18 protein-coding genes and 2 pseudogenes are annotated in these 22495 nt (G+C 64.4%); 9 read left to right on the top strand and 11 right to left on the bottom strand.

Annotated features, from left to right (window positions below; genetic code table 11):
- Positions 1–619 precede the first annotated feature (619 nt).
- The 5 genes from dnaK to A5785_RS09195 all read left to right on the top strand — a co-directional run bounded on the left by dnaK (position 620) and on the right by A5785_RS09195 (position 6077).
- Entirely contained in the window at positions 620–2473 is a 1854-nt protein-coding gene (dnaK, locus tag A5785_RS09215) for a molecular chaperone DnaK (protein ID WP_064866029.1), read from the top strand.
- Complete coding sequence (gene grpE / locus A5785_RS09210; protein ID WP_049700452.1) at positions 2470–3057, top strand: nucleotide exchange factor GrpE; 588 nt, start codon at positions 2470–2472, stop codon at positions 3055–3057. The genes dnaK and grpE overlap by 4 nt, the downstream gene beginning before the upstream one ends.
- A 137-nt stretch (positions 3058–3194) precedes the next feature.
- On the top strand, positions 3195–4400 hold the full coding sequence (gene dnaJ / locus A5785_RS09205) for a molecular chaperone DnaJ (protein WP_064866027.1): 1206 nt from the start codon (positions 3195–3197) through the stop codon (positions 4398–4400).
- A 3-nt stretch (positions 4401–4403) separates the two neighbouring features.
- Positions 4404–4796, top strand: coding sequence for a heat shock protein transcriptional repressor HspR (locus tag A5785_RS09200; protein ID WP_049700454.1), 393 nt, complete (start codon positions 4404–4406; stop codon positions 4794–4796).
- 96 nt (positions 4797–4892) lie between these two features.
- Positions 4893–6077 (top strand): hypothetical protein, encoded by a 1185-nt coding sequence (locus A5785_RS09195; protein WP_064866025.1) that lies wholly within the window; start codon positions 4893–4895, stop codon positions 6075–6077.
- 16 nt (positions 6078–6093) lie between these two features.
- Here the strand turns inward: A5785_RS09195 and A5785_RS09190 are convergent, their stop codons facing one another.
- The gene (locus A5785_RS09190) at positions 6094–7245 is read right to left on the bottom strand and encodes an FAD-binding oxidoreductase (RefSeq protein ID WP_064866022.1); all 1152 of its coding nucleotides are present in this window, start codon (positions 7243–7245) and stop codon (positions 6094–6096) included.
- 142 nt (positions 7246–7387) lie between these two features.
- Between A5785_RS09190 and A5785_RS09185 the strand changes: the two genes are divergently transcribed.
- The gene (locus A5785_RS09185; RefSeq protein ID WP_082937971.1) at positions 7388–8551 is read left to right on the top strand and encodes an amidohydrolase family protein; all 1164 of its coding nucleotides are present in this window, start codon (positions 7388–7390) and stop codon (positions 8549–8551) included.
- 23 nt (positions 8552–8574) lie between these two features.
- On the opposite strand, the gene A5785_RS09180 is transcribed toward A5785_RS09185, so the two are convergent.
- Together A5785_RS09180 and A5785_RS09175 are read right to left on the bottom strand one after the other, a co-directional pair.
- The gene (locus A5785_RS09180) at positions 8575–10056 is read right to left on the bottom strand and encodes an amino acid permease (RefSeq protein ID WP_064866019.1); all 1482 of its coding nucleotides are present in this window, start codon (positions 10054–10056) and stop codon (positions 8575–8577) included.
- A gap of 266 nt (positions 10057–10322) precedes the next feature.
- Complete coding sequence (locus tag A5785_RS09175) at positions 10323–11267, bottom strand: serine/threonine-protein kinase (protein ID WP_049700459.1); 945 nt, start codon at positions 11265–11267, stop codon at positions 10323–10325.
- Positions 11268–11393: 126 nt separating this feature from the next.
- Here A5785_RS09175 and A5785_RS09170 point away from each other — a divergent pair, with 126 nt between their 5' ends.
- Entirely contained in the window at positions 11394–12761 is a 1368-nt protein-coding gene (locus tag A5785_RS09170; RefSeq protein ID WP_064866017.1) for an FAD-binding oxidoreductase, read from the top strand.
- A 200-nt stretch (positions 12762–12961) separates the two neighbouring features.
- Complete coding sequence (locus A5785_RS09165; RefSeq protein ID WP_269449591.1) at positions 12962–13873, top strand: LysR family transcriptional regulator; 912 nt, start codon at positions 12962–12964, stop codon at positions 13871–13873.
- Here A5785_RS09165 and A5785_RS09160 read toward each other — a convergent pair.
- Positions 13848–15530, bottom strand: a complete 1683-nt coding sequence (locus A5785_RS09160; protein WP_064866014.1) for an acyl-CoA dehydrogenase family protein — start codon at positions 15528–15530, stop codon at positions 13848–13850. The two genes, A5785_RS09165 and A5785_RS09160, sit on opposite strands and share 26 nt — an antisense overlap.
- A 236-nt stretch (positions 15531–15766) precedes the next feature.
- Positions 15767–16390: pseudogene (locus A5785_RS09155) on the bottom strand (TetR/AcrR family transcriptional regulator C-terminal domain-containing protein); the annotation flags it as partial.
- A gap of 263 nt (positions 16391–16653) precedes the next feature.
- On the opposite strand from A5785_RS09155, the pseudogene A5785_RS23680 reads away from it, so the two are divergent.
- Positions 16654–17411: pseudogene (locus A5785_RS23680) on the top strand (acyl-CoA dehydrogenase family protein); the annotation flags it as partial.
- Between the two features lie 92 nt (positions 17412–17503).
- Here the strand turns inward: A5785_RS23680 and A5785_RS09145 are convergent.
- From A5785_RS09145 to A5785_RS09120, 6 genes are read right to left on the bottom strand one after another with little or no spacing between them, the layout of a single operon-like run.
- Positions 17504–18547, bottom strand: a complete 1044-nt coding sequence (locus A5785_RS09145) for an LLM class flavin-dependent oxidoreductase (protein ID WP_064866008.1) — start codon at positions 18545–18547, stop codon at positions 17504–17506.
- Positions 18544–18774 (bottom strand): tautomerase family protein, encoded by a 231-nt coding sequence (locus A5785_RS09140; protein ID WP_064866006.1) that lies wholly within the window; start codon positions 18772–18774, stop codon positions 18544–18546. The genes A5785_RS09145 and A5785_RS09140 overlap by 4 nt, the downstream gene beginning before the upstream one ends.
- A gap of 1 nt (position 18775) precedes the next feature.
- Complete coding sequence (locus tag A5785_RS09135; RefSeq protein WP_064866003.1) at positions 18776–20272, bottom strand: aldehyde dehydrogenase; 1497 nt, start codon at positions 20270–20272, stop codon at positions 18776–18778.
- A complete protein-coding gene (locus A5785_RS09130) occupies positions 20265–20996 on the bottom strand; it encodes an alpha/beta fold hydrolase (protein ID WP_064866002.1) in 732 nt (243 codons plus the stop codon). The genes A5785_RS09135 and A5785_RS09130 overlap by 8 nt, the downstream gene beginning before the upstream one ends.
- A 27-nt stretch (positions 20997–21023) precedes the next feature.
- Complete coding sequence (locus tag A5785_RS09125; RefSeq protein WP_231894198.1) at positions 21024–21578, bottom strand: amino acid synthesis family protein; 555 nt, start codon at positions 21576–21578, stop codon at positions 21024–21026.
- On the bottom strand, positions 21572–22192 hold the full coding sequence (locus A5785_RS09120; RefSeq protein ID WP_064866000.1) for an amino acid synthesis family protein: 621 nt from the start codon (positions 22190–22192) through the stop codon (positions 21572–21574). Before A5785_RS09120 ends, A5785_RS09125 begins: the two co-directional genes overlap by 7 nt.
- Positions 22193–22495 lie beyond the last annotated feature (303 nt).

Below are 22495 nucleotides of genomic sequence, written 5' to 3'. Positions count from 1 at the left end.
GAGGTCAGCGTTGTCGCGCAGCTTTGCGATCGGTCCTCCCCAGTTCTTGGTCCGGAAGGCCCGCTGGCCAGCCACCTCGCTGACGGACACCCCGAGAGTGTCCGCAAGTGAACGTATTCCAGTGACAGACAGTAATACACAAGAGGGTGACGCCGTCGCGCTTGGCCGCCGATCGCGCTACGACGGCTGGTCGAGCCAGACAAGCCCACAGAGGCGGCTCGTGAAGTGGCTGCCAGTCCAGACTTTCTGACTGATGTGGCGTTGCAGTCCGGAAGAGTCGGCCTCCAGTCCAGAAACTGACCGCGCGCGGCACCTGCCCCGTGAGAGCCGAGACATCGACCTTCCCATAGTTGCGCGAACTGCGCTCAACTTTTTTCTCCGAATCGGGAACAACCCGGATCTGTGCACAGTTGGACCTATCGAGAAACCTGAGTCGGTCAGACTCAAGTAGACTTGACGCGGTGAGGCTCAACCAGTAGGACTTGAGTCGGACGCGCTGAAGTCTCTGGTCCCCGACCAGACGCAGGTTTGCATCGACCAACCCCCTCGGTCGTGCCGTCAGCTCGACCAGGGGACCGAGAACTTGGGTGCACACCCACAAACTAGGAGGAAATAACAGATGTCTCGTGCTGTTGGAATCGACCTCGGCACCACCAACTCCGTGGTGTCCGTGCTCGAGGGCGGCGAACCGACTGTCATCGCCAACGCCGAAGGCTCGCGGACCACTCCGTCCGTCGTCGCATTCGCGCGTAACGGTGAGGTACTCGTCGGGCAGCCCGCCAAGAACCAGGCCGTCACCAACGTCGACCGCACCATCCGGTCCGTCAAGCGCCACATGGGCGAGGGCGACTGGAACGTCGAGATCGACGACAAGAAGTACACCCCGCAGGAGATCAGCGCGCGCACGCTCATGAAGCTCAAGCGCGACGCCGAGTCCTACCTGGGTGAAGACGTCAGCGACGCGGTCATCACCGTGCCCGCATACTTCAACGACTCGCAGCGGCAGGCCACCAAAGAGGCCGGCCAGATCGCGGGCCTCAACGTCCTGCGTATCGTCAACGAGCCCACCGCTGCCGCACTGGCATACGGACTCGACAAGGGCGAGAAGGAACAGACCATCCTGGTCTTCGACCTCGGTGGCGGTACCTTCGACGTCTCGCTGCTCGAGATCGGCGACGGCGTCGTCGAGGTCCGTGCGACCTCCGGCGACAACAACCTCGGTGGTGACGACTGGGATCAGCGCATCGTCGACTGGCTCGTGGAGAAGTTCAAGAGCAGCTCCGGCATCGACCTGACCAAGGACAAGATGGCCATGCAGCGTCTGCGTGAGGCTGCCGAGAAGGCCAAGATCGAACTGTCTGCCTCGCAGAGCACCTCGATCAACCTGCCCTACATCACCGTCGACGCCGACAAGAACCCGCTCTTCCTCGACGAGCAGTTGAGCCGCAGCGAGTTCCAGAAGATCACCTCTGATCTGCTCGAGCGCACCCGCGCTCCGTTCCAGGCCGTCATCAAGGACGCAGGCATCTCCGTCGGCGACATCGATCACGTTGTGCTCGTTGGTGGTTCGACTCGTATGCCCGCCGTCACCGATCTGGTGAAGGAACTCACCGGAGGCCAGGAGCCCAACAAGGGCGTCAACCCCGACGAGGTCGTCGCGGTCGGTGCTGCTCTGCAGGCCGGCGTGCTCCGCGGTGAGGTGAAAGACGTTCTGCTGCTTGATGTCACCCCGCTGTCGCTCGGCATCGAGACCAAGGGCGGCGTGATGCACAAGCTGATCGAGCGCAACACCACGATCCCGACCAAGCGGTCGGAGACCTACACCACGGCCGAAGACAACCAGCCGTCGGTGCAGATCCAGGTCTATCAGGGTGAGCGCGAGATCGCCTCGCACAACAAGCTGCTCGGCTCGTTCGAGCTCGGCGGTATTGCTCCTGCGCCGCAGGGTGTTCCGCAGATCGAGGTGACCTTCGACATCGACGCCAACGGCATCGTGCACGTCACCGCGAAGGACAAGGGCACCGGCAAGGAGAACTCCATCCGCATCCAGGAGGGCTCGGGCCTGAGCAAGGACGAGATCGACCGGATGATCAAGGACGCAGAGGCCCACGCAGAAGAGGACCGCAAGCGTCGCGAGGAGGCCGAGACCCGCAACCAGGCCGAGTCGCTGGTCAACCAGACCGAGAAGTTCCTCAAGGACAACGAGGACAAGGTTCCCGGCGAGGTCAAGGACAAGGTCAACGCCGCGATCTCCGAGGCCAACGATGCCCTGAAGGGCACCGATATCTCGGCGATCAAGAGCGCGATCGAGAAGCTGTCCGCGGAGTCCCAGGAGATGGGCCAGGCGATCTATGCAGCATCTGCTGCTGAGTCGCAGAACGGCGCATCCGCCGAGGGTGCCACCGCAGACGCCGACAGCGACGTCGTCGACGCAGAGGTTGTCGACGAGCCGAACTCCGGGGACACCAAGTGACCTCACCGGAGCCCGAGCTCGACACGACTGCGGCAGACACCGCAGCAGTCGACGTGGAGTCGACGGTCGAACCGACCGCCGACCCCGCGTCGGGTTCGGAAGAGGCGACCGGCGGAAACTCGGCCGAGGTGGCCGAACTGACCGCCGCCCTGCAGCGTGAACGCGCACAGTTCGCCAACTACAAGCGGCGAACCGAAGAAGAGAAGCAGGGACGCGTCGCCTACGGCAAGCAGATCCTGATCGACAAGCTGCTACCGGTTCTCGACGACCTCGACCGTGCCCGCGAGCACGGCGATCTCGAGAGCGGACCGCTCAAGGGTGTGGCCGACAAGCTGATCGCCACACTCGACGCAGAGGGATTGGCGAAGTTCGGTGCGCCGGGCGATCCGTTTGATCCGGAACTGCACGAGGCCGTCCAAAATGACGGCAGCGGAACGGAACCCGTCATCGGCGCGGTCTACCGCGGCGGTTATCGGCTCGGCGACAAGGTGATCCGCACGGCGATGGTCACCGTGACCGACCCGGACCCGCAGACCGATCCTTCGGCACAGCCGAGTACGACCGGTCACAGTGGTGCACAATAATCACCTGCATATGCTCCGACGGCGCGTCGCGTGAGATGACGCGGCGCGCCGTCGGCGCAACAGGACGCCACAACCCACGACTTTTTCACAACTCAAGACCAGACAACTTCACACAACTACGAAGGAGGTGACGTCTGGTGGCTCCACAACGAGAATGGCTCGAACACGACTTCTACAAGGACCTGGGCGTTGCTTCTGACGCTTCGGCTGAAGAGATCAAGAAGGCTTACCGCAAGCTCGCTCGCGAGCTGCATCCCGATGCCAATCCGGGAGACAAGGAAGCCGAAGAACGATTCAAGCGGGTGTCTGAAGCCCACAGCGTGCTCTCCGACGCCGACAAGCGTAAGGAGTACGACGAGACCCGTGCCATGTTCGCCGGCGGTCAATTCCGCGGCGGCGGAAACGGTTTCCCGGGAGGGTTCCCCGGCGGCGGCGGGACTCGTTATTCGACGAGCAACGGTGCCGATTTCAACATCGGCGACCTCGGCGACCTGTTCGGTGGCGGAGGTGAATCGAGCGGCGGCTTCGGCGACTTGTTCGGCGATCTGTTCAACCGCGGAGGTTCGTCGCGCTCATCGACGGCAACGCGGCCGCGTCGCGGCAACGATCTCGAGACCGAGACGACGCTGTCGTTCAAGGATGCTGCGGTCGGTACGACCGTACCGCTCCGCGTAACAAGCCCGGCCCCCTGTACGACATGCCACGGAAGTGGCGCCAAGCCGGGTACTAGTCCGCGAGTCTGCCCGACCTGCAACGGATCCGGGCTGGTGAGCCGCAATCAGGGCGCGTTCGGTTTCAGTGAGCCGTGCCAGGATTGCCAGGGCACGGGATCGCGGATCGACGATCCGTGTAGCGACTGCGACGGCTCCGGCGTGAAGGTCAGGGCGCGCACCATCAACGTGCGTATCCCGGCAGGCGTCGAAGACGGACAACGAATTCGGTTGGCAGGCCAGGGCGAAGCGGGCCGACGCGGTGCACCGTCGGGCGACCTTTATGTGGTCGTCCACGTGACCGCCGACAAGATCTTCACCCGCAGCGGCAACGACCTCAAGGTTCAGCTGCCGGTCAGCTTCTCCGAATTGGTGCTCGGTGCAACGGTTTCCGTGCCGACGCTCGAGGGGTCGGTGGGAGTCAAGATCCCGCCGAACACCACAGACGGACGCACTTTGCGTGTCCGTGGACGTGGTGTGCCGAAGCGTTCCGGAGGCGCGGGCGACCTGTTGGTCACCGTGAAGGTCGAGGTGCCGGGCACACTCGACGACTCCGCGACCGAGGCACTCAAGAAGTACGCCGAGGCAGAGAAGGCGAGCGGATTCGACCCCCGTGCAGGATGGGGGCGATGAGCCATGGCGAGTCGAGACTTCGAGGATTCGAGCGCGACGTTCATGATCTCGGTCGCCGCCGAACTGGCAGGGATGCATGCGCAGACACTGCGCACGTATGACCGGCTCGGACTCGTCACGCCGCAACGCACGACGGGAGGCGGACGCCGCTACTCGCCGCGCGACGTCGAACTCCTGAGAGAGATCCAACGTCTCTCGCAGGAGGAAGGCGTCAACCTCGCGGGCATCAAGCGCATCATCGACCTCACCAATCAGGTCGACGCGCTCCAACAGCGAGTCGGTGAACTGCAGAGCCAAGTCGAGCAGTCCGGTCGCCGCGGTGGCGAGTTGGTGCCGGTCCCACGCACGAGCGCGTTGGTCGTCTGGCAACCACGACGCACCAAGCGCAAAGACTGATCAGACGCTGTTTTCTACCCATGCTCCCCGACGGCCGGTTGGCCGCCGGGGAGCACACGTTAGGCTGACTTCTCACAGCAACGTGGGGAGTCAACGGTGACACAGCCGACCGGGACGCAGGCATCAGGCGCAGGGCCGACAGGGCCGGTGTCCCTGGGCGTGTCTGTTGTCGGCGACGAGATCGCGTCGGTCGTCATTCGCTCCGGCGCCGGCGGTGCAGACGAGATCGCGGCCAGCAATCTCGTCGATCTGCCCGATTACCTCCCCGAATCGGCGGCCGCGGCCATCACGGAACTGGTCGAGTCGGTCCCGTTCGAGGTCGATCACCTCATCGTTTCCTGCTCGCGTCCGAGCACCCGCAACTATCTCGCGCAGGCCTTCACGCCCGGACCGTCGACGCCGCCCTGGTACCGGATCACCAGCGTCGACGACATCGCGGGCGCCATGCTCGCCGTCGCGCGCTCGTCTCCGGGCGGGGCAGGCGTGACGGCTGTGGTGAACCTTGCACGCACAGGCGAGCCCGCCGACGGCGTGTGCGTGGCGCTCGTCGACAACACCACCGGCCAGCTGCTCGACACCCGCGACAACTCGACGCTCGAGGGGATTCCGGTCACCGATGCACAGGGCGCCGACGATGTCGCCCGACTGATCCTCGACGCCGATGGCGGCTCCCGGTTGAGCTCCGTCGTCTGCACCGGGTCGGGCGCGGAATTGCCCGGCGTTGCGCCTGCGCTCGAATATGCGGTCACACGCCCGGTGTCGATTGCCGAGATGCCTGCTCTCGCTCTTGCCGCGGGCGCTGCCGCCACCCCGGCGAAGACGACGGTGTTGCCGGCAGGCGACTCGGAACAGGTCGCGTATGCCGCCGCAGCACCCACGCGCGCTCCTCGCGATGCGACAGGGCTGCGCTGGTGGGCGCTGGGCGCGGCGATCGGGGTCGCCGTGCTACTCGGCGCAATCGGGCTGACCGCACTGCACGCCAGCAACGACAACGAGAGCGCCACACCGAACACCACGCCGTCCACGGTGACGGTCACCGACACCCCGCAACAGGCAACCGTCACGCGCGAGGGCGACGCCGTCACCGAAACGCAGACCGAGACCAGGAGCGAGGTCCGCACGACGACGGTCCGACCGCCGACGGTCACCAGGACGGTGGAAGCCCCGGCGGGTACCGAGACAGAGACCGCGACGGTCACCGAGACCTCCACGGTCACTGTCACCGTGCCCGGGCAGTCCGAAGGCGGCGGCGAGCAAGGGCAGGGGACAGGCGAGAACTGAGGTCGCTGTGGCGCCGTCAGAACACGGGATCGGATTGGATTCTGCTCGCCCGCACGCCGGCGATGATGAGTCGACGACGCGTGGCCGTCACCATCTGCGGAGAGCCGACGACGAGCGCCTGATGGCCGCTCCAATCTGTCTCTGCCGCAACAACATCTGGCAGCACACCGATCCGGTGATCGACGCCGAGTTCCTCGGGTGATGCGATCGAGTTCAACCACCACGGGTCGTCGGTCTCCTGCGACACCGCAGTAACGCGCAGCCAGGGATTGGTCGACGCGATGCGCGCCAGCACCGCCAGATCGTAGAGTTCGCCGGGGTAGCGCATGCCGTAGAAGATGTGCGTCGACGGCGAGTCGGCCCGCTTCGACATCTCGATCAGCAGCGCGCGCAGCGGAGCGAGTCCGGTACCGCCCGCGACCATGAGGACGTCGTGGTCCCGTTCGATGTGCAGTGTTCCGTGGTGCTGCGCCAGCTTCCAGACATCGCCGACGCGCGTCGTCGACACGATCGCAGAACTCACGACGCCACCGGGAACGGCGCGGACGTGGAATTCGATCTCGCCATCGTCATTGGGTGGAATCGCAGGCGAGAGATGCCGCCACTCGTGCGGCCATTGCGGAATTGCCACCTCGAGGTACTGCCCGACCGAAAAGCGCAGCGGATCGGCGCTGACGAGCCGCACGACGGCGAGGTCGCGGGTGATCCGATACTTCTCGACCACCTGCGCGGTCCAGGTCGGCGGCCCGGACGCCATCTCGGCCGCACCTCGCATCACGCCGGTGGTCAACATCATCGCCTGGGTGACTGTCTCCTCGGTGTCGCCGTCCCAGTAGCCGTCGAGCAGCGCGCGGAACTCACCGATGAGCGCGGTGCACATCAGGGGGTAGTGCGCAGGCAGCACGCCGAACTTGCGGTGATCGCGCCCGAGCTGTGCGAGCAGTTCGACGAGGTCGGTGTGGCCGTCGTCGGCCGGAATCACTTCGAGGGCGTGGTCGATCACTCCGAAGAACGCCTCACGCAGATGCGACATCTGCGCGGGAAAAAGGTCGCGAAGGTCGGGATCGAGAGCAAAAAGGCGCGTGAAGACGCCGCGCGTGAACGCGTCGGGGTCGCGTCCGATGACCTGACGCACGTGGTGCAGCGCGTGGCGCGAGTGCCCGCCCATGCTCACCTCCGATCGTGTGGCCTCGTCGACAACCTCCTTATTCTGCCCCCTCGTCGGCGCGGGGTGCCCGAGGCGGCGAAAGGTGTGTCAGTGGAAAGAATCCGCACCTTCCAGACAGCCAATTGATCCAAAAATATGCAGGATGTGGGATCCTGTACTTGTGGTCTCCCTGGAAAACGTGCTTCCGGGAATCGTCGACGCGCATATGTTGCAATGGAATCCGCGTCAGACTCCTTGGCGGGCAAAGGGCCTCGCGCGGGTACGACGACTCACGCCGTGGCTCGGCGAACGCGCATTCACCCTGCTGGTCTCGCAGGCCGACAGAGAATACGTTCTGACGCCGTCGGTCATCGCGCGCCCCTACGAGACCGAACACTATGTCAAAGACATCGCGGGAGTGCCCACGGTCGCAGGCGCCGCGATCGACACCGTCATCGTCGCCGATTCCCACTGGCGGGCATACGCGGGCGACATCGACATGATTTCCGACGTCGAGGCCGAGGAACTATCGGAAACCCGCTACACAATCGGGCTTCCCTTCGGTCGCGACGGTGCCCCGCGGCTGGGAGCGATCATCGTGCACGGCGATCCGAGTTCGCCCAACTTTGCGACGCAACTCGACGCACAACTCGACATCACGCCTCTCGTGCGCGCAGTCCGAGTGCTTGCAGCACGCCATCCCGATCCACGCGTCCGTGATTCGACGCCGGATGATGGTCTGCTGGCGTCGACGTCCGCACTACGCGGCTTCGGTGAGGCGGTGCGTCGGGGCCTGGTGTTGGAGGCGTTTGTCTATTCACATCAGCTCTACGACGTGATCAGTTTGGCGCGCGAGTATCCCGAGGCCACGGTCGTCGTCGACCACATCGGAGCGCCGGTGGGTGTTTTCGGACCGATGGGTGTGCGGACCGGCAACACTGCCGCGGCGCGTGCAGACATCATGCGCCTGTGGCATGAGCGGGTGGTGAGCCTTGCCGCGCAACCGAATATCGTGATGAAGCTGTCCGGATTGGCGATGCCGATTCTCGGTTACGGACACGACCCCCATGGCAACATCGGGAGCCGGAAGACCCTCGCCGAGATGATCGGTCCCCTCATCGGGCACATGGTGAGCCATTTCGGATCGGAACGACTTCTCTTCGGGTCCAACTTTCCCCTCGACCGGCCCAATGCGACCATGTCGATGGTCGTCGGCGCACTCCTCGACGTACTCAGTCCGTGGGGAGACGATCTCTTGCGAAAGGTCCTCCGCGACAACGCTCTACGTGTGTACAACGTCGACGACGCCCCCCACGGCCAGGCGTGAGGGGCGTCGTACGAAAAGAACTGCTATTTGTCCTCGGGGCCTTCCGGAACCGGAGGCTCGGGCATGACGGGGTATTCGCCGGTGTAGCCCTGGCGCTGCGCCGCGAGTGCCAGCACCTTCGACCGGCAGGCATACCAGCCCGCGACCAGCAGTGGCGCTCCGACGATGATCGCGATGAGATTCCAGATGTCGTCGTAACACATCAGGACGACCACCGCCGCGAGGAAGATCAGGGTGGCGTAGCTGGTGTACGGCGTGCCCGGGAGTCGGAATGAAGGCCGTGTGAGTATGCCCTTCTTCTCCCACCGGTACAGCTGGATCTGACAGGCGACGATCATCGCCCACGTGGAGATGATTCCGAGTGCGGAGAGGTCGAGCGCGATGTTGAAGGCGTCTTCGGGAACGAACAGGTTGAGGATGACACCGAGGAAGGTCAGCGCTCCTGTCAGCGCGATGCCACCGAACGGAACGCCGTTCCTGTTCATCTTGCCGGTGAATGACGGTGCAGTTCCGTTGAGCGCCATGGAGCGCAGGGTGCGGCCCGTCGAGTACAGGCCTGCGTTGAGACTCGACATCGCCGCAGTGAGCACGACGAGGTTCATGATCCCGCCCGCCGCCGGTACGCCGATCTTCGAGAAGAAGGTGACGAACGGACTCTCGTCGGCCTTGTAGGTGGTGTAGGGAAGTAGCAGGGCGAGAACGATCAGGGACCCCACGTAGAACACGGCGATACGCAGGATCACCGAGTTGATCGCTCGCGGCATCACTTTCGCCGGCTCGGCGGTCTCACCCGCAGCGGTGCCGACCAATTCGACTGCGGCATAGGCAAAGATGACGCCCGACGTCACGATCACCAACGAGAACAATCCCGTGGGGAACATTCCGCCGTTGTCGGAGATGACGCTGAACCCGGTCGAGGCGCCCTCGATGTCGAAACGTCCTGCGAGGAAGACGATTCCGACGACGAGGAACGTCACGAGTGCGGTGACCTTGATGATCGACGCCCAGAATTCCATCTCACCGAAGAGTTTGACCGAGATGATGTTCATGGTCAGCACGATGCAGAGGGCGATGAGCGCGATCAGCCATTGCGGGATCGCCCCGAACATTCCCCAGTAGTGCACGTAGAGTGCCACGGCCGTGACGTCGACGATCGCGGTGGCGGCCCAGTTGAAGAAGTAGAGCCAGCCGGTGACGAATGCTGTTTTCTCACCGAAGAATTCGCGCGCGTAGGAGACGAACGATCCCGATGAGGGTCGGTGGAGGACGAGTTCGCCGAGTGCGCGGAGGATGAAGAAGACGAAGACGCCGCACACGGCGTAGGTGATGAACAGGCCGGGGCCTGCGTCGTGGAGGCGGGAGCCCGCACCCATGAACAGGCCGGTTCCGATCGCGCCACCGATGGCGATCATCTGGATCTGCCGCGGTTTGAGTGCCTTCTGATAGCCCTCGTCCTCGTGGGCGAGTGCTGAATTGTCGTACTGCGTCGTTGGTTCGGCTGTCATGGCTCCCCGTGCGCTTGTGGACGATAGACCGTGTGGACAACGTGGACGGCCCCTGACGCTATCGGCTCTTCGCTACGTCGAGATGACGCAGAATGTTAACGATCTCGACACCCAATGGCCGTCGATTTGACGGCGCGCCGGCCCAATTGTGTTGAGACGCGGGCCGAATGCCGATTCGATGTCCGATTTAACAATCGAAGAACTGTGTCGTGTGTCACAGATCGAAAGCGGGTCGGGCGTCTCAGAATGTCGCTCGGGCGCCGCTCTCAGGGGCGACGCCACGGCCGGCGCCCCGCGGCGGGCTGAGGGACCGGGACGTCGCGGAGGTTGCGGGCGACGATGTCGGCAAACTCGCTGCACGTCGAGTAGCGATCGGCCGGCTTCTTGGCGAGGGCCTTGGCGAATACCGAATTGAGCGCCGATGGAAGCCATGGTCGACGTCGGGTCAGCAACGGCGGGTCGTCGCGCAGATGTGCGTTGGTGATGCCGAACGCCGTCGCACGTGGGTAAGGCGGAGCGCCGGTGAGGAGTTCGGTGAGCGTGCAGGCGAAGGCGTATTCGTCGGTTGCCGGTGAGAGTTGCTTGGCCTGAAGGAGTTCCGGAGACGCGTAGGCGATCGATCCCTGGACTCGGCCGTTGCGCGCGAGTGGCCGATTGTCGTCGACGAGCTGCGCGATGCCGAAGTCGGAGAGCAACGCGTCGGTGTCGGGGCGCGATGAGGTCAGCAGGATGTTGGCGGGCTTGACGTCGCGATGCAAGACGTCGCGGGAGTGCGCGAAATCGATTGCCGCCGCGATCTGTTTGGCCACATGGACAATGGTCGGTACTGCCGGTTCGGTTGTCGGCGAGGGGATCAGGGCGACCGCGGCGGGGCCGTCGACGTATTGCATGGCGATCCACAGCGTCGGCGGAACACGGTCTGCGGGGACGCCGAGAGCCTGTGCTCGGCGGTTCGTCTGTGCGTCGGGTTGGATCTTCCCGCGCGTGTACATCTCGACGATGTTCGGGTGGTGGAGTCGGGATGCGATGGTGAACTCACGCTCGAAACGTTCGGCAGCGCGGGTATTGCCGGTTTCATCGGAATGCAGCACCTTGAGCGCCTCAGGGGTGCGCTCGTCGCCACGGTGAACGCGGTAAACATCAGCACTACTGCCGCTACCCACCAGCGCATCGATGGTGTAGCCGGCCACGTCGCTTCCCGGCTGGTACACCTCGTCAGGGTATCCGCGCGGTGACCATCGGGTGGAGCTGCGGTCCGATGGGCATCGTTTGCACCGAATGAGCGGTCCGTCCAACACGCTCATCGATGATGGTCACGAAGCCTAGGCTTGGGGATTATGAGCAGTGCGCCACTCGACGAACTGATCGCCTCGCTCGGCGATCAGATGGTCGTCACCGACCCCGACATCCTTGCCGGCTACCGCCACGATCGTGCCAACGATCCCGACGCCGGCACGCCGATGGCACTCATCCGCCCCGTGACGACGGCCGACGTCCAGGTCGTCGTGCGATGGTGTGCCGCCCACGGGATTCCGGTGATCACCCGCGGCGCCGGAACGAGCCTGTCCGGCGGGGCCACGGCGGTCGACGGTGCAGTGATGCTCTCGACCGAGAAGATGCGGAATCTGACGATCGATACCGCGACCCGCACGGCGGTGTCGCAGCCGGGCTTGTTGAACGCCGAGGTCAAAGCCGCCGCCGCGGCACACGGCCTCTGGTATCCGCCCGATCCGTCGTCGTTCGAGATCTGTTCCATCGGAGGAAATGTCGCCACCAACGCGGGTGGACTCTGCTGCGTGAAGTACGGCGTCACCACTGACTATGTGCTCGGACTCGAGGTAGTCCTCGCCGACGGCCGCGCGATCAGGATCGGCGGCAAACAGCTCAAGGATTCGGCGGGGCTGCCGCTGACGAAGCTGTTCGTCGGCAGTGAGGGTCTGCTGGGCATTGTCACCGAGGTGACGCTGCGGCTGCTGCCGCCGCAGGCGTCGGCGTGCACGGTGGTCGGAACGTTCGCGTCGGTGCACCACGCGAGTGAAGCGGTACTCGCGATCACCGCCAAGATCCGACCGGCCATGCTCGAATTCATGGACTCTGTGTCGATCAACGCCGTCGAGGACATGCTCAAGATGGGTCTCGATCGGGAGGCCGGAGCCCTGTTGGTCGCCCAATCCGACGCTCCGGGACCAGCGGGCATCGCTGAGGTGGAACTGATCGAGAAGGCGTTCTCCGGGTGCGGAGCGACCGAGGTGTTCGCGACATCCGACCCCGCCGAGGGTGAGGCGTTCACCGCTGCGCGCCGCGCGGCGATTCCGGCCGTCGAACGGCTCGGATCGTTGCTGCTCGAGGACGTCGGGGTCCCGCTGCCCGCCCTGCCGGAGCTGATTGACGGGGTCGAGGCCATTGCCGCGCAGAACAAGGTGATGATCTCGGTCATCGCGCACGCGGGCGACGGCAACACACATCCGTTGATCGTGTTCGATCCTGCGGACGCCGACGAGAGCGCGCGTGCGCAGACGGCCTTCGGCCAGGTCATGGATCTTGCGATCGGTCTCGGCGGGACGATCACCGGCGAGCACGGCGTCGGGCGATTGAAGAAGGGATGGCTGCCTGATCAGCTCGGACCTGATGTCATGGAACTCACAGCGAGGATCAAAGCTGCCCTGGATCCGGAGGGGCTACTCAACCCCGGTGTGCTTCTCTAGGGTGAAACAACACCGGTCCGCATGTCGCAACGCCCCCTCTGTGCTGCGACATGCGGACCGGGATCGAGCACAGCTATCGTCTTCAAGTTGAAGGCGCTGACTCCAAGTTTGTACCGCTGAGGACACTGTAATCACCTTTTGCACAACCATCCATCGAGAATATCCGGACAATTGTCAATCTCAGGTTGATAATGGGAGCTATGACGAGTTCATCTGATCGTGACCTGGACCTTCGCCGTCTCAGAATGTTCGTCGAAGTAATCGAAGCGCCGTCATTACGTGTTGCTGCCGAGCGTCTGTTCATCTCGCAGCAGGCGCTGTCGTCGGCGATCAGGGATCTCGAGCGGCAGCTCGGTGTGCAGTTGTTCTCGCGGTCGCGTCGATCGCTCACGCCGACTGCTGCTGGGACAGCGCTGTACGAGGGTTCGGTCCCACTGCTCGCAGGCGGCTCGCACCTTGCGTCGGAAGTGCGGATGGTCGACGCACAGAATCCCGATCCCTACGTGATCGGATACACCCAGGGCCTGGCGCCGTCGGAGGTCTTCCAGGTGATCGAGGGGGCCGTGCAGCAGGACTCGACGATGCCGATCACCGTCCGTCCGGTTGCCGCGGAGTTCATTCGCGAGGAGTTGCTCGCCGGGAGCATCGACCTCGCGCTCGCGCGCACGGTCGAGGCTCCGCCAGACCTCGCGGGCGCGATCGCGACAAGTCACGAACTGCGTCTTGCCGTCAATGCGCGCCACCCGCTCGCGCAGAACGAGACCTGCGCGATGAAGGATGTCGCGTCGTGTCAGATCGTGATCTCCGAGCTCGAACCCGACTACACCAACATGATCGTGTCGTACTGCCGTCGCGCCGGCTTCGAACCCGAGATCATCGTCTCCAACCTCCGTGGCACCCCGCCGCACACGTCGGTGATCGCACACCCGCAAGCGGTCGCGTTTGTCACCAACCAGCCCGGCTGGCTCTACGACGACCAGATCCGCGTGATCTCGTTCGAGAATCCACCGCTGACCCCCGTCATGGCGATGTGGCTGCCCAACACCGCACCGCGCATGCGTAACCGCATCCTCGACGCTGTGGGCGTCAGTGCCGTTGCAGAATCGCAGTGAGATCTGCACCGACGGGGAGCGTGCCGTACTCGGCTCCACGATCGTCGCCCAGTCGAGCCTCGATGAAAGCATCCGAGACGGGCGTCGGCGAAAACCGAACCAGCAGTGAGGCTTCGAGAGCCAGAGCCATGGATTCGACGACGCGCCGCGCTCGACGCTGAGCCGACGACGCGTCGAGCGTTGCCAACTCGGAGAGCTGCGCTCGGACGTTGTCGAGGTGAGTGTCGAGGATTGTGCTCGCGCCGCGAGCGAGGTTGACCTCTGCATCGAATGCGGCGATCGATTCGGGTTCGCGTGTCATCGCGCGCAGCACGTCGAGTGCGATGACGTTGCCCGAGCCCTCCCAGACGGCCATCACCGGCTGCTCGCGGTAGCGCATGGCCAAGGGGAAATCCTCGGTATATCCGTTTCCGCCAAGGCATTCCAGTGCCTCGTAGGCGTGGTGCGGACCGCGCTTGCAGATCCAGTACTTGGCGACGGCGGTGCCGAGACGGCGGAAGGCGCGCTCGGTGTCGTCGGCGTCCTCGTCGTGTGCCCGTGCGAGGCGCATCGCCGTGACGGTTGCGGCTTCGGACTCGATCGCCAGATCGGCGAGCACCGCAGCCATGGCCGGTTGGTCGGCGAGCGTTGCTCCGAATGCCGCGCGATGACGGGCGTGCCAGGTGGCCTCGGCGACCGATTGCCGCATACCGGCGGCGCTGCCGAGCACGCAGTCGAGTCGTGTCTGGGCGACCATCTCGATGATTGTGCGTACGCCGCGGCCAGGCTCGCCGACCATCAACGCGACGGTGCCGTCGAGTTCGATCTCGCTCGACGCGTTGGACTTGTTGCCGAGCTTGTTCTTCAGCCGCTGGATGCGGAACGAGTTGCGGGTGCCGTCGGGCAGGATTCGGGGGAGCAGGAAGCACGAGAGTCCGTCTCCGCCAGCACCTTCCGCCTGGGCGAGGACGAGAAACGCGTCGGACATCGGTGCCGAGCAGAACCACTTGTGACCGGTCAGTAGGTACTCCGCACCCGGACCGCCAGCGCCGACCGGCCGGGCGACGGTGGTGTTGGCGCGGACGTCGGAACCGCCCTGCTTCTCCAACATCGACATACCGAAGATCGCCGAGGGCTTGTCGGCGGACAGCTCGGGAGAATAGCTGCGCGACAGCGCCTTTGGCACCCACTGGGCCGCGACGTCTGGCTGCAGCTCCAGCGACGGGATCACCGCGTGCGTCATCGACACCGGGCATGCGTGTCCCGGCTCGATCTGTCCGAAGAGCATGAAGATCGCCGCACGGGCGACGTGCGAACCCGGCTGCGGGTCGGCCCAGCAGCGGGTGTGCGCGCCGTGCTCGACCGCTGCGGCGATGATGCGGTGATAACTCGGGTGGTACTCCACCTCGTCGATCCGGTTGCCCCAGCGGTCAAAGGTGTGCAGTTCGGGCGTGATGGTGTTTGCCAGCTTGGCGTCGTGCTGGAACTGCGCGCTGCCGACGAGTGTGCCCACCTCGGTGAGTTCGCCTGTGGCCCAAGCGGCGTCGTGCCGGTTGACGGCCTCGACGAGCACGGTGTTGAGCTCGTACTCATTGATGTCGACACGCGGGGCCGACTGGTTGAACACCGTGTGCGTCACGTGCGGCCGCGGCTGCGTGGTCGGGGTGGTGGAAGTCATCGTGATGCCTTTCGTCGATCGCCGCGCGCGGGTTGGTCGGGCTCTCCCCGCTGCCCCCGCTGGTCGGGCTGCCTTCTCCGCTGGTCGAGCCTGTCGAGACCACCCGGCGGGGGCTGGTCGAGCCCTGCCCGCTGGTCGAGTTCCCCACGCTGGTCGAGACCACCCGGCCCAGCCTGGTCGAGCTCCCCACGCTGGTCGAGCTTCCCTTTCCGCTGGTCGAGCTTGTCGAGACCACCCAGCGGCGCGTTGAGAACCTCTTCGGAGATGCCGAGGTTCGTGAAGATCACCGTGACCGCGTCGGTGAGCGAAGGCCCCAAGCTGTCGTCCGTCGCCGACTTCTGCACTGCCAGACCGAAAATCGCCGACCAGAACGCCTTGGCCTCGACGCCGATAGAGGCGCGCAACTGCCAGCCGGTGCGCACCAGCTTCTGCATGAGCGCTTCCTCCCCACGCTCGTGCAGAGTGTGCAACGTCGCGGTGATGAACTCGCGCAGGTCAGGCCTTCGCGAGACGAGAAGCATTGCCGTGGTGAACATCTCGACGCCCCGGAGCTCTGGTCCCAGCAATGTGGTCACCAGAGTTTGCGCGTAGTCGCGGACAGTCGGAGTGGCCTCGGCCGCTTCCTCGGCATGGCGTCCTGCGCGGAGAACCGCGGCGCAGGCTACCTCGACGAATAGTTGCTCCTTCGAGCCGAAGTAGTACGTGACCTGGTTGGGAAAAGTGCCCGCCCGTTCGCAGATCTGCGCGACCGACGCGGTCTCACCCTCCGTGCGGAACACGTGGTCGGCGGCGTGCAGCAGTGTCTGGCGAGTCTGCTTCCCCGCGCTACGCGTCGCGCGCTGCGATGTAGAAGAAGCCACGCCACCTCGCTGTTTGTATGACCGACAAGTTTGTATGCCACACAATAAGCGCACCCGACGCCGAGGTCAATGGAGCGGCCCCGGCGTCGAGAACGTCGAGGCGGTCGAATGATGTGACATCCGTTTGAGGATGTCCGAATTGCACTGCTACTTGTCAGTGTGTGCTGGCAAATGCCCAAATCAAGGAGGCAACATGCCCCGTCTCAACACATCGTCCCGGCTCGTCACCCCGGAGTGCCCATACACGAGCGCAATGGCCCTGCGGGCTCGCCTGTCCCGAACTCGAGGCAGGCGATTCCGGGAATCGCAGCCTGGTGTCGGTGCAGGGATCGCTTGCGATGGGGTCCCGAGGAACAGAAGAACGAAGTGGTTACCTCGGACGGCCTCGCGCGAATCGATCGGCTGCTTCAGTCTGGCTGAACCAGACTTCGGCTCGAATCCGGCCGGCATGCGCACCAACGCTAAATGCGACGGCGGTGACTCGGTGGGTCAACAGCACCAAGATGTGGATCATCAATGGCAGGATCTCTGACGTCGCCATCGTGTAGCCCCAGACCGACCTCGCAGTCGGACCGGCGGGCATCCGCATTTCGTGGTTCCCACAGATACACCCGGATTCACCACACCGAATATCCACAGGAAGGTCTCGCTACGCGCATCGCTGACCTCCGAAGTCGTGCTCGACAACGCTCGTTACCCAATCTGCGCTGCTTCCGAAGCCTTCGGTTCATCAGCGCGGCGCGCGACTGCCTTGAGACCGCCATCGACTATCCGCAGTCACGCGAGGTCTTCGACAAGCCGCTCGCCGCACACCAGATCACCCAATCCAAAGGTCGCCGACATGGCGCTGGAGATCGGCAAGGGACACCTGCTTGCTTTCCATCTCGGCCGCCTGAAAGACCGCGGCGAGTCACTGGAGAGAAGGTCAGAACCGGCGAAACTCAACAACACCCGCGAGGCGAGCAAGGTCGCCCGAGAGTTCCGAACCGTTTTGGGTGCCAATGGAATAACTCTCGAGTACCGTTCGGAGATCACCCGGGACTGCGACCCTCGAATGCGGGGTGGCTCACGTGGCAGTGCACAGCCGAGCGGTCGGCCTGCACATTGTTCGGTCTACTGGAATTCCGGCATGACCTCCTTGACGAACATCTCCAGCGAGGTCCGCTTCTCGTCGTGGGAGAGTCCGTTGTCGATCCAAAAGCTGTATTCGTCGACGCCGAGGTCCTTGTACTCGTGCAGACGGTTGATGACCTCGTCGGGGGTACCGATCATGGCTGTGCGATGCAGAGACTCCAGCTCGAACTCGGGACGTTCGGCGAATTTCGACGTCGGACTCGGCTTGAGGAATCCGTCGACCGGCGTGGTCTTGTTACCGAACCAGGCATCGAACGTGCGGTAATACTTGGACACACCCTGGGCGGCGGGCCGCCACCCGTCGGGGTCGTCGGGAGAATGGACATGGGTGTGGCGCAACACCATCAGGTCGGGGCGTGGCACCTCGGGATGGTTGGCGACGGCGGTGTCGAACTTGCGCTTGAGGTCAATGACCTCGTCATCACCCTTCATCAGCGGCGTCACCATCACGTTGCAGCCCTCGCGGACGGCGAAGTCGTGCGAGTCGGGGTCGCGGGCGGCCACCCACATTGGTGGCGTCGGTTGCTGGACCGGCTTGGGCACGCTCGTCGACTTCGGGAACTGCCAGATCTCCCCGTCGTGGGCGTAATCTCCCTGCCACAACTTGCGGACTGCAGGGACCAGCTCACGCAGGTGTTTTCCGCCATCGGAAGCAGCCAAACCCGGTGTCATCCGGTCGAATTCGTACTGGTAAGCGCCGCGGGCGAGGCCGACCTCCATCCGGCCGTTGCTGATGACGTCGAGCAGCGCGGTCTCCCCGGCGACGCGGATGGGGTTCCAGAACGGTGCGATGATGGTTCCGGCGCCCAGACGGATCGTCGATGTCTGTCCGGCAAGGTAGGCCAGCAGCGGCATCGGACTCGGTGCGATCACGTATTCCATCGTGTGGTGTTCGCCGATCCAGACGGTGCTGAATCCACCGGCCTCCGCGATCTGGGTGAGCTCGGCGAGATTCTGGAACAGCTCTCGGTGGCTGACGCTGTCGTCCCAGCGCTCCATGTGTACAAACAGTGAAAACCTCATCGTGTTCTCCTCTCTCGGCGTGCTGACGCGGCAGATGCGTCGTCGCGCTCGGCGATGGTCGTGTCGTTTGATGTCCACGTGTCCCGCGGCACCTGCCGCACGATCACGTGGATGTTCTGCGGAAGAGCGTCCACGGTGCGGATGGCCGCGTCATGTACCTCGTGCATTAACCTCCGGAGCTGGTCGGGTGTTCGCCCCTCCGCAATACTGATCTCGATTAACGGCATGTCAGCTCCTCAGTACGAACGGGTCAGTGACGGCGTCCTCGCTGGTGTTGATCCAGATACTCTTGAGCCGCGTGTACTCCTTGATGGTCTCGGTGCCGTGTTCGATGCCGACGCCGCTGGTCTTGAAGCCCTGTCGAGGCGACATCGGCGACATCGCGCGATACGTGTTGACCCACACGGTGCCGGCTTCGAGTCGTGACGCCATCCGATGCGCGCGTGACAGATTGGATGTCCAAACGCCCGCTGCCAGCCCGTAGTCGGTGTCGTTGGCCAGACCGACAACCTCGTCCTCGCTGTCGAACGGCATGATTGCGGCGACCGGTCCGAAGATCTCCTCACGCACCACCCGCATGTTGTTGTCGACGTCGACGAGCACGGTCGGCTCGTAGAAGTAGCCGCCGAGACCACCGTCGCTCGGGTTCCCGCCGGTGAGCACGCGGGCGCCCTCGTCGCGCCCGATGTCGACATAGGATGCGACCTTGTCCCGCTGCGCCTCGAAGGCTAGCGGCCCGAGTTCGGTGGCGTCGTCGAGGGGATCGCCCATCCGGATCGACCGTGCCCGCTCGGTTACGCGTTGGAGCAACTCGTCGTAGACGGCGCGCTGCGCGAACACTCGGCTGCCAGCGATGCAGGTCTGTCCTGCCGCCGCGAAGATACCCGCGACCACACCCATCGCGGCATTGGCGACGTTGGCGTCGTCGAAGACGATGTTGGGTGACTTGCCGCCCAACTCCAGTGTGGAGCCTACGAATCGGGATGCGGTGGCCGCGGCTATCCGTGATCCGGTCGCGGTGCTGCCGGTGAACGAGATCTTGGCGAGACCGGGATGATCGACGAGGGCCTGTCCGGCCTCGGCGCCGTACCCGGTGACCACATTGACCGCGCCGGGCGGGAACCCCGCCTCGACGGCGAGTTCGGCCAGACGCAGCACGGTAGCCGACGTGTATTCCGAGGGCTTGATGACGATCGTGTTTCCCACGCACAGTGCCGGCGCGAGCTTGCTCGTCGTCAGCGTCAGCGGGGAGTTCCACGGCGTGATCGCGCCGACGACTCCGAGCGGTTCGCGTGCGGTGTAGTTGATGACTGCGCGGTCCGACGTCGGGATCACGTCGCCGTGGATCTTATCGGCGAGGCCCGCGTAGTAGTAGTAGTAGTAGTAGTACTCGGGGAGATTCGTGAGCTGACCATGCATCTCGCGCAACAGTTTTCCGTTGTCGCGGGACTCCGAACGAGCCAGCTCCTCGGCGTTCTCGCCGATCAGGTCGCCCAGCTTGCGGAGCAGATGTCCGCGCCGGGTCTGAGTGAGGTCACGCCAGCGGGGATCGTCGAATGCCGCGCGTGCCGAATGCATTGCGGCCTCGACGTCGGCCGAGTTGCCACGGGCGGCCTCATAGAGTGTCTCGCCGGTGGCGGGATTGGTACTCGCGAAGTACTCACCGGACTTCGGGGCGAACAGTTCGCCGCCTATGAAATGGTCCAGCTTCGTGTGTTCAGACATGTGTGTGTTCTCCGATGAAGGCGGTCAGGTGATTAACGAACTCCTGAGGTCGTTCGACCGGCATCATGTGGCGGGCCCTGGCGACGATGACCTCCCGGCAATCGGGGATGGCCTGCGCCAGCCGATGCGTCATCTCGGGCGTCGAGCCCGGATCGTTCTGCCCGGTGATGGCCAGCGCCGGGACGGTGATCTCACCCAGTTCCGGACCGATGTCGGCGTCGCCGGTGGCGAACACCCGATAGCAGTTGAGGAAACTGGCGTGGTCGGTGGATTCCAGCACCGATCTGGTGCGCAAGATGTGATCGGCCGGTACCTCGGTATCCTGATACCACCTTTTCAGCGATGCGTCGGTCGCCGCGGCGAAGTCCTCCTCGGCGGTGTGCAACCGGGCGAGGACAGCCGCGCGCTCGTCGTCGGTGCGTCGGTAGACCGAACTCACGGACGTCAGCGACGACACTGTATCGGGGTGGAAGCGTGCGATGTGTTGCGCCACCAGAGCTCCCAGCGAGAAGCCGACGAGGTGTGACCCAGCGGGGATGGCGTGAAGCACACCGTCGGCGAGGTCGGCCAGTTTCGTGCCGGGGGCGGCTGGCGGATGGACCCCGTGACCGGGGAGATCCGGCGTGACGATGTCGAATTCGCCCTCGAGTAGTCGCGCAACCGGTTCCCACATGGTGTGGTCGAGGCCCACTCCGTGGAGCAGGACGATCGTCGGCGTGGTCATGAATGAACTCCTACCGATGACGGGCCATCACTGCTCGGTCGATAGCGCGGCGAGTCGCTGCTGCGGACGGCCCTGCGCGGCAGCTGCTAGCGCGATCACGATCTCGTCGGGATGTGGAGCGTCGGCAATGCGCACCTCGACCGTCTGGTGATGCGAACGGATCGTGGCGTCGGTGATGTGCTTGAGCGGGATGTCGAAGACAACGCCTGTGGGACCGCGCTTCTCGACGGCGGGCAGCAGTGTGGTCGCGTTCGCCGCCTTGCGGAAGTGATCGCCGAACTTCAAGGTGTGGATAAGTCCGGAGCCGTGTTCGATCTCGCCGTCGAGTCCGACGATGGCCGCCTTGCCATATGCCTCGGCCGCCGCTCCGAGCGCCTCGAGGACCGAGGGTGCGAGCAGAGCACCGAGGTCGGACGCGTGGGCGTCGATACCGGGTTCGAGGTCGTCGACGAAACCGGCACCTGTCCATGGGTTCTCGATGACGGCCGCGGCGATGGCGACGCGGGCGGCGGGGCTGACCTCGCGGCCGCCCTCCGTCCGGATCTCTTCGACGACGGTTACGATCTTGCGGATCTTCAGCACAATGCACCTTCCAGGGTCGCGAGGGAAACAGCAGGGTCGGTCGAGCGGTCTCCGATCCGCGGATGCGGGCGGGGGCCGGTGGACGCGGCCGCGACGATGACCAGCTCGTCGGAGCGCGGGGCATCGGAGACCCGAGTGGTCACCGTTTGGTAGTGGCTGCGGGTGGCGGCGGCGGTCTTGTGCCACAGCGGTACGACGAGTGCCTCGCCGGCGTCGGCCCGGGTGTCGGCGAAGCAGATGATCGATTCGCCCTGGAGGATCTCGCGCACCAGATTGCCGAAGTAGGGCGTGTGGATCAGGGCGCCGCCGTGCTCGATCTCACCTGCGGTACCCACGATTGCAGCCTTGCCGAACGCCTCGATCCCACCGACGTCACCGATCGCGCCGATCAGTTCGTCGGTGACGACCCGGGCGAGCACCGGCGCAATGCGCTGTGTCTCGGCGGTCAGGTCCTGCGTGGGTCCGGTGCCAACCCATGGGTTGCGCATCACGATAGCGACCGTCGCCTGCTGAGCCGGATGTCTGGGTGCGACGCCGGATTCGGTCACGATCTGCTCGCGATAGACGACCACTTTGCGTATTCCACAGGTGACGTCAGGTTCGTTCTCTTGCATGCCACAGGACGCTAGACCCTGATGTACGCATGGTCAAGGGTTCGCGCTCGCTCGAGCGGCCGGAGATATTGCAATCTTGCTGGGAAACGCCTTCTGAACAGTGAAAATGGTGTGCCTGGTGTTTCGATCGGGGTTCCGAATTGCCGATTTCTAAAGTCGTGACTGCTGTACCTGTTGACAGTCGATGTGATCGCTCTTACATTGCTGTTGCATACCAGAGAGCGTGTAGCGCCTTTGGTGAACACCCGTCGCAGAGAGGTATGTCATGACGAAGCATTCATCGGAGGAGCCCGCTGGCGGTCT

The sequence above is a fragment of the Gordonia sp. 852002-50395_SCH5434458 genome (assembly GCF_001665905.1).
GTDB classification, from domain to species: domain Bacteria; phylum Actinomycetota; class Actinomycetes; order Mycobacteriales; family Mycobacteriaceae; genus Gordonia; species Gordonia jacobaea.
Note: the sequence above shows the minus strand (reverse complement) of the source record. Positions and strands in the feature narration are given on the sequence as shown.

What these genes read in the sequence shown, in the direction of transcription:
- dnaK (WP_064866029.1), top strand. Translation starts at nt 620, where the DNA reads ATGTCTCGTGCTGTTGGAATCGACCTCGGCACCACCAACTCCGTGGTG.
- A5785_RS09200 (WP_049700454.1), top strand. Translation starts at nt 4,404, where the DNA reads ATGGCGAGTCGAGACTTCGAGGATTCGAGCGCGACGTTCATGATCTCG.
- A5785_RS09190 (WP_064866022.1), bottom strand. Translation starts at nt 7,245, where the DNA reads ATGGGCGGGCACTCGCGCCACGCGCTGCACCACGTGCGTCAGGTCATC.
- A5785_RS09185 (WP_082937971.1), top strand. Translation starts at nt 7,388, where the DNA reads ATGTGGGATCCTGTACTTGTGGTCTCCCTGGAAAACGTGCTTCCGGGA.
- A5785_RS09180 (WP_064866019.1), bottom strand. Translation starts at nt 10,056, where the DNA reads ATGACAGCCGAACCAACGACGCAGTACGACAATTCAGCACTCGCCCAC.
- A5785_RS09170 (WP_064866017.1), top strand. Translation starts at nt 11,394, where the DNA reads ATGAGCAGTGCGCCACTCGACGAACTGATCGCCTCGCTCGGCGATCAG.
- A5785_RS09165 (WP_269449591.1), top strand. Translation starts at nt 12,962, where the DNA reads ATGACGAGTTCATCTGATCGTGACCTGGACCTTCGCCGTCTCAGAATG.
- A5785_RS09160 (WP_064866014.1), bottom strand. Translation starts at nt 15,530, where the DNA reads ATGACTTCCACCACCCCGACCACGCAGCCGCGGCCGCACGTGACGCAC.
- A5785_RS09145 (WP_064866008.1), bottom strand. Translation starts at nt 18,547, where the DNA reads ATGAGGTTTTCACTGTTTGTACACATGGAGCGCTGGGACGACAGCGTC.
- A5785_RS09140 (WP_064866006.1), bottom strand. Translation starts at nt 18,774, where the DNA reads ATGCCGTTAATCGAGATCAGTATTGCGGAGGGGCGAACACCCGACCAG.
- A5785_RS09135 (WP_064866003.1), bottom strand. Translation starts at nt 20,272, where the DNA reads ATGTCTGAACACACGAAGCTGGACCATTTCATAGGCGGCGAACTGTTC.
- A5785_RS09130 (WP_064866002.1), bottom strand. Translation starts at nt 20,996, where the DNA reads ATGACCACGCCGACGATCGTCCTGCTCCACGGAGTGGGCCTCGACCAC.
- A5785_RS09120 (WP_064866000.1), bottom strand. Translation starts at nt 22,192, where the DNA reads ATGCAAGAGAACGAACCTGACGTCACCTGTGGAATACGCAAAGTGGTC.